This is a genomic window from Luteolibacter sp., from assembly GCF_039920825.1.
Taxonomy (GTDB): domain Bacteria; phylum Verrucomicrobiota; class Verrucomicrobiia; order Verrucomicrobiales; family Akkermansiaceae; genus Luteolibacter.
The window spans coordinates 105,123-114,015 of sequence record NZ_JBDSCX010000041.1; the positions used below are offsets into that span (position 1 = coordinate 105,123).

At 56.2% G+C, this 8,893-nt stretch carries 9 protein-coding genes; all 9 read right to left on the bottom strand.

Annotation, left to right across the window (positions count from 1 at the left end):
- Position 1: 1 nt before the first annotated feature.
- From ABIQ96_RS11655 to ABIQ96_RS11695, 9 genes are read right to left on the bottom strand one after another with little or no spacing between them, the layout of a single operon-like run.
- A complete protein-coding gene (locus ABIQ96_RS11655; protein ID WP_348214764.1) occupies positions 2 to 991 on the bottom strand; it encodes a glycosyltransferase family 2 protein in 990 nt (329 codons plus the stop codon).
- Complete coding sequence (locus ABIQ96_RS11660) at positions 988 to 1,914, bottom strand: DUF5672 family protein (RefSeq protein WP_348214765.1); 927 nt, start codon at positions 1,912 to 1,914, stop codon at positions 988 to 990. The genes ABIQ96_RS11655 and ABIQ96_RS11660 overlap by 4 nt, the downstream gene beginning before the upstream one ends.
- A 13-nt stretch (positions 1,915 to 1,927) precedes the next feature.
- Positions 1,928 to 2,479: a dTDP-4-dehydrorhamnose 3,5-epimerase gene (gene rfbC, locus ABIQ96_RS11665; protein WP_348214766.1), complete on the bottom strand. Its 552-nt coding sequence runs from the start codon at positions 2,477 to 2,479 to the stop codon at positions 1,928 to 1,930.
- Positions 2,476 to 3,789 carry a DUF4910 domain-containing protein gene (locus ABIQ96_RS11670; protein WP_348214767.1) on the bottom strand — a complete coding sequence of 438 codons (1,314 nt, stop codon included), beginning with the start codon at positions 3,787 to 3,789 and terminating at the stop codon, positions 2,476 to 2,478. Before ABIQ96_RS11670 ends, rfbC begins: the two co-directional genes overlap by 4 nt.
- Positions 3,790 to 3,813: 24 nt before the next feature.
- Positions 3,814 to 5,061: a class I SAM-dependent methyltransferase gene (locus ABIQ96_RS11675; RefSeq protein WP_348214768.1), complete on the bottom strand. Its 1,248-nt coding sequence runs from the start codon at positions 5,059 to 5,061 to the stop codon at positions 3,814 to 3,816.
- Between the two features lie 36 nt (positions 5,062 to 5,097).
- Complete coding sequence (locus tag ABIQ96_RS11680) at positions 5,098 to 6,132, bottom strand: SDR family oxidoreductase (RefSeq protein WP_348214769.1); 1,035 nt, start codon at positions 6,130 to 6,132, stop codon at positions 5,098 to 5,100.
- Positions 6,129 to 7,355 (bottom strand): L-2-hydroxyglutarate oxidase, encoded by a 1,227-nt coding sequence (gene lhgO, locus ABIQ96_RS11685; protein ID WP_348214770.1) that lies wholly within the window; start codon positions 7,353 to 7,355, stop codon positions 6,129 to 6,131. Before lhgO ends, ABIQ96_RS11680 begins: the two co-directional genes overlap by 4 nt.
- Before the next feature lie 19 nt (positions 7,356 to 7,374).
- On the bottom strand, positions 7,375 to 8,157 hold the full coding sequence (gene rfbF, locus ABIQ96_RS11690) for a glucose-1-phosphate cytidylyltransferase (protein WP_348214771.1): 783 nt from the start codon (positions 8,155 to 8,157) through the stop codon (positions 7,375 to 7,377).
- Between the two features lie 43 nt (positions 8,158 to 8,200).
- The gene (locus tag ABIQ96_RS11695; RefSeq protein WP_348214772.1) at positions 8,201 to 8,848 is read right to left on the bottom strand and encodes an acyltransferase; all 648 of its coding nucleotides are present in this window, start codon (positions 8,846 to 8,848) and stop codon (positions 8,201 to 8,203) included.
- Between the last annotated feature and the right edge of the window lie 45 nt (positions 8,849 to 8,893).

Below are 8,893 nucleotides of genomic sequence, written 5' to 3' on the forward strand. Positions count from 1 at the left end.
ATTACCAAATCGAGTATTCGTAAAATTCACGCTGAAGCGCACGGACCCTCTCCTGCGGATAAATTGCTAGAAGAATCATCGCAACCCCGCGGGACGCCCCCAGCGAGATCAGGCGAACCAACGAGGATGGATGGCGGACATTCGCGAGGACAAGCGGCAGCCAGATCTTCCGCAGCAACATCGGCAATGCAACGGGCTCGCTGACGTATTCCCGATAGATCGTGTCCAGCTCCGCGATGATCTTGTGTTTTCCAACCATCGATTTGTTCGCGCCGGTGAACCGATAGACGCTGAGAACGCTGTCCTCCCACTCCCATTTCGCGCTTTGGGAACAAAGATAAGTCCACAGCTCGCGATCCATGCAGTAGTGAAGATCGGTTCTGACCAGCTCCCCGCGTTTCACCAGACTCCGGCGGAAATAACAACTCGGTTGCCAGATCGCTGCCGAATAAGGAGTGAGTTCCCAGCCCTTCCAATCGACCTTGCGGACGATGTTCTTCCCGGGCTCGTCGTCATATTGGCAGAAACAGGCTCCGGCTACGGCATCAATCTCCGGCTTCAAGACGAACAATTCCGCCACGGTTTGCAACGCGCCTGCTGTTAGCAAATCATCGCTGCACATCCAGTTGAAGATCTCACCGGTGCAGCGGGAGAACCCTTTGTTGATCGCTTCGGACTGTCCGCTGTCACGTTCGCTGACCCAGCCGCTGAGCCACGGCTCGTATTTGCGGATGATTTCAACGGTGTCATCGGTGCTTCCGCCGTCGATGATGAAGAACTCGAGATCGGGATATCCTTGGAGAAGAACCGAACGAATCGTCTCCTCGATGTATTGGCCCTGATTGTAGCTCGGGGTGATGATGCTGATTTTCGGCCATGCTTTGCCATCGGGTCCGGTCGCGGGAAGCACGGCCGGAGCAACATCCCGCGGCCAGCCCGTGCGCCCGGGCGGAGGCGCGGGAAGATCGGCAAGTGTGCGGGGAGTCGTCATGCGGACTGCAACATTTCGTGTTTCGGGGTTTTCACCTCGTCCGCATTTCCCGCAGTGACGATGAACGGTTCCCAGAACGCCCGATCATACCGCGCCCACGCGTGGCAACCGAACGGCATCTTTCCTCCGTTGAGTTCCAAACAAATCCGGGGCGACACCTCAAATGCGAACCGCAATCCCTCTTCCACCGAAGCGACTTTGAAATCCGGCAGATAGTAAGCGGCGAGGTCGGACCAGAAAATATCGTTGTTGCGGTTGTTAGGCGACGGATCCTCGGTCTCGGACCACTCCTTCAACAGCCGCTTGGCAACTATCGAGAGCGGGAAAATTCCTTTGATGCGCTCAAGTTTGTCAGCCAGCTGAGGCGTCGCGCGATAGGAAAACAAATCGAGCCAGAACGTCGCCGGCTCCGCAAGATGGCGGCTTCGGAGCGCTTCCAGCGCCTTTTGAGTTCGCAGCAGCGTGAATCCGCCGTTGCCAACCCGCGGGCGATCGACCCAAGGGCTGTCCGGGCAATTGATCCACGGCGGACCAATGTAGTCCACATCGCTGTCGCACCATTCCTCCAACTGATCCGAGAACGCCAATGCGTCCAAGTGATGGAAGAAGATGAATTCGTAATCCTCGAAGTGCCTGTAGAATTCCGGGGTGTTGAGCATGCGGCCGTGATTGGCAGCCGAGCCGAAAAATCTCCGTGGGAAATGCATGACACCGAAGCCCTCGAAACTGATTTCCATTCCCTCCGGAACGATCAGGAATTTCTCATACCTGCCGAAGTAGTGAAGGATCTGCCGCATCGAGATCTCTTCTTCCGGTGTGAGTTCCGCGCGGGTGGACATCGGAATCAGAATCACAACCTTCTTCGCCGCCGGCCCCTTCCGCTTGAAAGGACCGACAACCGCGCGGGTAAATTGTTTGAACATCCAGCGGATCATCTCACTTCACGCCCTCCGTTTGGTTAGCATCCAGCGGCGGCCAGTTCCGGTCCTTGTCATCGACGACGGTCACGGGCAACGGCCACTCGATGCCGATCGCGGGATCATCGAAGCGGACTGCTTTTTCGAATCCCGGGGTGTAGGGACCGCCCATCAGATAGAAAAGCTCGGCATCGTCGGTTAATGCCTGGTTGCCGTGGGCGAACAGATCCGGAACATAGATTGCCCGGCCGTTTTCAGCACTGAGCTCCACTCCCACATGCTGGAGGTAGGTGGGTGAGTCCGGGCGCATATCGATAATCACGTCCCATACCGCGCCGCGAATGCAACGGATAAACTTGGTTTCGCTGACCGGCGCTCCCTGATAGTGCATTCCGCGAAGGGTGCCCTTTACCGTGCTGTGCGAAATGTTCGCCTGCGCTGGCAGAAAATTGATTCCATGTTGCTTCAGCTCGTTGGAGCAATAGGACCGCGCGAAGAAGCCACGGGTATCGACCTTCCGATCGAGCTCAACGATGAATGCTCCGGCGAGTTTGGTTTCGTGGAAAATCATGTCGCAGGGGTTGGTTGATTTTCACGCCGGAGAAGCCCTGCTTTTTCGAGTGACAGGGCGGCGGTTAGGATTTTCCGGAAGGTCATTCCGGAGCGTTCGGCAATCGCAAGGAGATCGTTTGTTCCGTCCGATTGGTTGAGCACCCAAAGCAACGCGAGTTCGCTGAACTCTCCGGTCCTCTGGCCGCCGCCATCGCCGTAGAGCCCGTATTTACCGAGTTTCGGCTCACACATGGGTTTCAGGTTCACGAAACATGCGTTGCTTTCCAGCACTTCGATCGCATCAAGCGTCTTCGTCAACGTGTCCGCCATGCAATGTGGTTTGATGAAATCGAGGTTGTCGGCGCTTGTGTGATACTCCGGGAAAGTTCCATGGGGCGAACGCATGAGGCAGCCGACTGGCAGGTTGATGCCGGGAGAACCGTATTGTCTCTCGTCATAGCCGTAGGGATGAAATTCCTCCACATGGTATTTGTCACCGCTGGTTTTGAGAACCTGCTGCATGGCACGATCAATCATCGCGATGCCACTCCGTGATTTCTTATAGGTCACGGCGCCCTCGTCACCGGCGCAGGTGAGAACGAGGCCGTGCTTGATCCGTGGATAGACGTTAGGGTTGGTCGCGAGCCAGGTGATCGAACCAATGGTGCCCGGGATGAAGCAAAAGCGGTAGGATAAACGACGCGGCTGGCTGGCCAGTTGTTTCGCAAGAGCCACCGCAACGGCGCTACCTGCCAGATTGTCATTCGCCAGCGACGGATGGCAGGTGTGACAGGAAATCAAAACCTCCTCGGTCGTCGCGCCGGGGATGAAATATTCACCGTAGGACAGGCTGCCTTGCGTATGGTCGGAATCGATGAAGACCTCATACTCCCCTTCCTCCAAATTTTCCAAATCCCGATGCGGAAGACAGAAGCCCCAGTTTTTCTTATAGTAACTGGTGCGATAGGGAATGAGATCCGGTTGTTCAGGGACAGTGAAAAGTCTCGGCTTCAGATCGGCCAACGACATTTTCTCATGCACCGGCACGCTGTAGCCAAGGAGGTGCAGATTGTGATTTGCGAAATCAACCACCTTTCTGCCCTTCGCATCCTTGATCCACGCCTCGCGAATGTTCCATTCCTCAGGCACGGTCCAGTCAAACACTTCGGTGCCGGTGGGCACCTCATGGATTGTCAACGGGATCTCCCGTGACAACCGCTTCAAGGTCGTGCGCACGCCGTCACCGGTGATGCTCCGGCAATGCGGATACAACTCGGTGGCCAGCGCATGCATGGCAAGCCCGACGGCCTCGATGTCTGATGGCGTCATCGCAAACAAGTTTGGTTAGACCGATCAATCAAGCACCGTGACCTCGGGAATCGGAACGACGAATTTTCCGCCCCACTCCCGGATTTTTGCCATCTCACCGCTGATTTCCTTTTTTAGGTTCCACGGGAGGATGAGCACGTAGTCCGGTTTGGTTTCGAAAATTTTCTCCGGTCCGTAGATCGGGATCCGCACTCCTGGCATGAAGTGGTTCTGTTTGTAAGGGCTCTTGTCCACCACATAGTCAACGAGGTCATCGCGAACACCACAGTAGTTCACGAGTGTGACACCTTTGGCCGCGGCTCCATAACCGACGATGGATTTGCCCGCTTCCTTGGCTTCGATGAGGAACTTGAGCAGCTTGCGCTTGGTGGACTTTACTTTCTCGCCAAACGAGGTGTAGGTCTCCATGTCGGTCAGGCCGAACGAGGTTTCCTGTTTCCGCATCGCTTCGACGCGTTCGGTGATGGCGGTTTTCGCACCGGCGTTTTCGGTGTGACGTGCGAAAATCCGCAGCGAACCGCCGTGAGTGGGAAGTTCCTCGACGTCGAAAAGTGTTAGCCCGTGATGCGCGAACATTTTCTCCACTGCGAGGAACGACAGATACGAGAAGTGTTCATGATAGACGGTGTCGAACTGATTCTCGTCGATCAAACGCTGAAGGTGTGGAAACTCGAAGGTGATGACGCCGTCAGGCTTGAGAGCGATTTTCAATCCGCCGATGAAATCGTTGATGTCAGGCACGTGGGCCATGACGTTGTTGCCCATCAGGAGATCGGCGGCCTTGCCGGTGGCGACGAGTTCCTTCGCGGTTTCCACGCCGAAGAATTTAACGACGCTCGGAATGCCCTTTTCCTCCCATGCCACCTTGGCGACATTTGCGGCCGGCTCGACCCCGAGCACCGGAATGCCCTTGGCCTTGAAGTGTTGGAGCAGATAGCCGTCGTTGCTGGCGATCTCGACGATCTGGCTATCAGCATTGAAGCCGAAGCGCTCGGTCATCATCTCGCAATACTTGCGGGCATGCTCGACCCAACTGGTGGAGAAGCTGCTGAAATAGAGGTAATCGCTGAAGATGGCGTCCGGCGACTCGAAGCTTTCAAGCTGCGAGAGCAGGCATTTTTCACAAATCCATACCTTGAGCGGATAGTGTTTCTCGGCATTCTGCGCGTGCTCGAACTTCACGTAAGAGTTGGCCATCGGTGACATGCCGAGGTCGCACATCACATGGGCGAGCGGTTCGGCGCAAAAGCGGCATTCGGGGGAGTGCTTCATGGGGAGGTGATTCGTATGAATGATGAAAGGATTCTCTCACAGATTCGTCTTCCAGAAGAAGTCCTGGTCGATCTGTTCGGTGCGGATGAGATATTCGAGTTGCTTGAGCCGGGTGAATCCGCGGGAAAGGAAGTCTTCCTTGGTGAAGTCGATCTGTTCGAAGAGGTCATGGAACTGCTTGGCACCCTTCGGCACGTCCCAGTCGCATTTGAAATCGGGAAGATGCTTGGCCAGCTTGTCGAAGCTCACGCGGTAGCTGCGGTTATCAGCACCCTGTACGCCAAAAGTGGTGGTACAACCGGGGAAATTCTCCGCAACGATCTCGGCGACTTCGCGAACGCGATAGTTCTGATCGTTGGATCCGATGTTGAGGATTTGTCCGTGAATCGCATCGACCGGGGCATCCAGCGCACAGCAGATCGCCTTGCCGATGTCGAGACCGTGAACCAACGGACGCCATGGCGAGCCATCGCTGATCATCTTGATTTCCTTGGTCGTCCAAGCGAGGCCGCAAAGGTTGTTCACCACGATGTCGAAACGCTGACGTGGCGAAGCGCCGAACGCGGTCGAGTTGCGGAAGAAAACCGGTGAGAACTTCGAATCCGCCAGCGGCATAATGTCGCGCTCGCAGAGGGTTTTGCAAATCGCATAGGCGGTCTGCGGGTTGGACGGAGTTTCCTCGGTGACCGGGGTATCTCCATCGGCGACGCCGTAAACCGAACATGAAGACATGTAAATAAAACGACGGACGCCGGCTTCCTTCGCAAGTTGTGCGAGGCGGACCGAGCCCTTGTGGTTCACTTCATAAGTGATGTGCGGGGCCAGCTCTCCGGTCGGATCGTTGGAAAGTTCCGCCATGTGGACGACGGCATCATGACCTTTCAGATCCTCCAGCGTCAGATGCCGGATGTCCTTGATCAGCGTCTTCGGCTGATTGCCCTTCGTGTTATAGAGATAGCCGGACCTATAATAGCCGGTATCGACTCCGGTCACTTCATGACCACGTTCAATCAACAATGGCGCCAACAGCGCGCCGAGATATCCTTCTGTTCCGGTAACAAGTATTTTCATGCGTAGTTCAATGTGGGGGGTGAGAGTGGGGAAAATTCAGAAACCTGCTTGGCGATCGCCTTGCCGATTTCGAGGGATGCGGTGGCGGCGGGTGACGGCGCGTTGCAGACGTGCAGGGAATTGCGGCCTTTCACGATGAGGAAGTCGTCCACCATCTTGCCGTCGTTGACCAATGCCTGGGCGCGCACGCCCGCCTTGCAGGGAACGAAATCAGCCGATTGGACTTCGGGAATCAGTTCCTGAAGGCTGCGGACGAATGCCGCCTTGAAGAACGAGCGGTGGATTTCCTTCATCCCTTCGCCCAGGTTTTTGCTAACAAGTTTCCAGAAGCCGGGGTAGGTCAGCGTGTCGCAGGTGTCGCGGAAATTGAAATCTGTTTTGAAATAACCTTCGCGCTTCAACGCGAGCACTGCGTTCGGACCGGCGTGGACCGAGCCGTCGATCATCTTGGTGAAATGGACGCCGAGGAACGGGAAGTCGGGATTCGGCACCGGATAGATGAGAGTCTTCACCAGATGGCGCTTCTCCGGAACCAATTCGAAATACTCGCCACGAAATGGGACGATCTGCGCTCCGGGATCCGCTCCCGCCATTTTGGCGACGCGGTCGCTGTGGAGGCCGGCACAGTTGACGACGAACTTCGCTTCATACTCACCGGAATCCGTGACAACAACCTGCAGCGAACCGCGGTCGATGATGCGCTCGACCTTGGTGCCGAACTTCACTTCACCGCCGCTTTCCTCGATGAGTTCGAGATATTTTTTGCAAACCGCCGGATAGCTGGTGATCCCGGTCGATTTGACGAGAACACCGGCGAGGCATTTCACGTGGGGTTCGATTTCCCTCACACGCTCCGCACCGACTTTTTCGACAGGAACCTCGTTCTGGATTCCCCGCTGATAGAGATTCTCCAGCAGGGGCAGCTCGCTCTCCTTGGTGGCGACGATCACCTTGCCACAGACGTCGTGCGGGATGTCGTGCTTCCGGCAGAACTCCACCATGCTGACTGCTCCGGACTTGGCGAACTGTGCCTTAAAGCTGCCTGGTTTATAGTAAATTCCGGAATGGATGACGCCCGAGTTGCGGCCGGTCTGGTGCTGTGCCGTGGTGGACTCCTTTTCCAAAACGATCACGCGGGAACCCGGGAACATCTCCCCGAGATGCAGCGCGGTCGAAAGTCCCACGATGCCGCCACCAATCACCACGTAGTCGTAAGTTTCCATGATCGTTAGAAATTCAGGGTCACTTGTTGTCCCAAATATTCCAAGGCTCGTTCCCCTTGGCCAGCAGCTCTTCGAGATACATCTTGTCGCGCAGGGTATCCATGGATTGCCAGAAGCCTTCGTGGCGCCGTGCCTGGAGCTGTCCGGTCCTGGCAAGAGTTTCCATCGGTTCGCGCTCCCAGACGGTGGTGTCGTCGGCGATGAATTCCATCACGTCGGGCTCCAGCACGAAGAATCCGCCGTTGATCCATGCGCCGTCGCCTTTTGGCTTTTCAGCGAAGGATTCGACGCTGTCGTTCTCGGCATGGAGGGTGAAGGCGCCGAAACGTCCGGGAGACTGCACAGCGGAGAGAGTTGCCAGTTTGCCGTGCGCCTTGTGGTAGGCGATGCTCGCGGTGATGTCGATGTCGGTGACTCCGTCGCCGTAGGTTAGGCAAAAGGTTTCATCACCTACATAATCCGCGACACGCTTCAAGCGTCCGCCGGTCATGGTCTTCTCGCCTGTTTCAACGCAAGTGACCTTCCAAGGTTCGGCATCGCAGCGGTGAATGATCGTCTTCTGGTTCTTGAGGTCATAGGTGACGTCCGCCGTGTGGAGGTGATAGTTCGCAAAGTAGTCCTTGATCATGTATCCCTTGTAGCCACAGCAGATGACAAAATCATTGATGCCGTGGGCGGAGTAGATCTTCATGATATGCCACAGGATCGGACGGCTGCCGATTTCGATCATGGGCTTCGGCCTCACGCTGCTTTCCTCGCTGATGCGGGTTCCGAATCCTCCCGCGAATATGACTGCTTTCATGGTTAAATCTGATATCTGGTAGTTTGTATGAAATGATCGACGATCAGTTGTGTCCGATGGTGCGGTATTTGATCACTTTTGCCGGAGTGCCGGCGGCGATCGCATTCTCGGGAATGTCCCGGACCACCACTGAACCGGCACCAATCACCGCTCCGGCACCAATGGTCACTCCTTGGAGAACCGTAACCCGATAGCCGAGCCAGGCTCCGTCGCCAACCGTGATTCCGCCTTTGCTCGTGATGGGCTGGTCCATGATCGGAATTCCGGGCTCGATTCCGTGGTCGTATGAAAAGAAGCCACATCCGGACGCGATCTCCACATTCCTGCCGATCCTTATTTCCGTGAGGTGGGCATGGATATGGCAACCCGGCTGCACGTGGGTTCCTTCGCCAATATGAATGCTGCCGCCGGATCCGGTTTCGAGGAAGGTATCTCCGTACAACTGCACCCGATCGCCAAGTTCGACGATGCCACCGTCGTTAGAACTGGATGCGACGACCTTGTCTCCGATGTAAACATTCCGTCCCAGCTTGAGGCCCTGATGTGAGATCGACGCGCTGGGCGCGATGAATCCTTCCGGCTGGAGATCCGCCAAAAACGCCCTGCCATGATAGGGTGCGGTACCCCACGACGCGAGGCTCGCCGCCAGTTTTCCAAACCGGCCCGGCCCCGAACGTCTGAGCCAGCCCATCCTCCACGATTGGAATAATCCATCCCGAAGCCGTCTGTAAATCCT

What these genes read in the sequence shown, in the direction of transcription:
- rfbF (WP_348214771.1), bottom strand. Translation starts at nt 8,157, where the DNA reads ATGAAAGCAGTCATATTCGCGGGAGGATTCGGAACCCGCATCAGCGAG.
- ABIQ96_RS11660 (WP_348214765.1), bottom strand. Translation starts at nt 1,914, where the DNA reads ATGTTCAAACAATTTACCCGCGCGGTTGTCGGTCCTTTCAAGCGGAAG.
- ABIQ96_RS11695 (WP_348214772.1), bottom strand. Translation starts at nt 8,848, where the DNA reads ATGGGCTGGCTCAGACGTTCGGGGCCGGGCCGGTTTGGAAAACTGGCG.
- lhgO (WP_348214770.1), bottom strand. Translation starts at nt 7,355, where the DNA reads ATGGAAACTTACGACTACGTGGTGATTGGTGGCGGCATCGTGGGACTT.
- ABIQ96_RS11655 (WP_348214764.1), bottom strand. Translation starts at nt 991, where the DNA reads ATGACGACTCCCCGCACACTTGCCGATCTTCCCGCGCCTCCGCCCGGG.
- ABIQ96_RS11675 (WP_348214768.1), bottom strand. Translation starts at nt 5,061, where the DNA reads ATGAAGCACTCCCCCGAATGCCGCTTTTGCGCCGAACCGCTCGCCCAT.
- ABIQ96_RS11670 (WP_348214767.1), bottom strand. Translation starts at nt 3,789, where the DNA reads ATGACGCCATCAGACATCGAGGCCGTCGGGCTTGCCATGCATGCGCTG.
- rfbC (WP_348214766.1), bottom strand. Translation starts at nt 2,479, where the DNA reads ATGATTTTCCACGAAACCAAACTCGCCGGAGCATTCATCGTTGAGCTC.
- ABIQ96_RS11680 (WP_348214769.1), bottom strand. Translation starts at nt 6,132, where the DNA reads ATGAAAATACTTGTTACCGGAACAGAAGGATATCTCGGCGCGCTGTTG.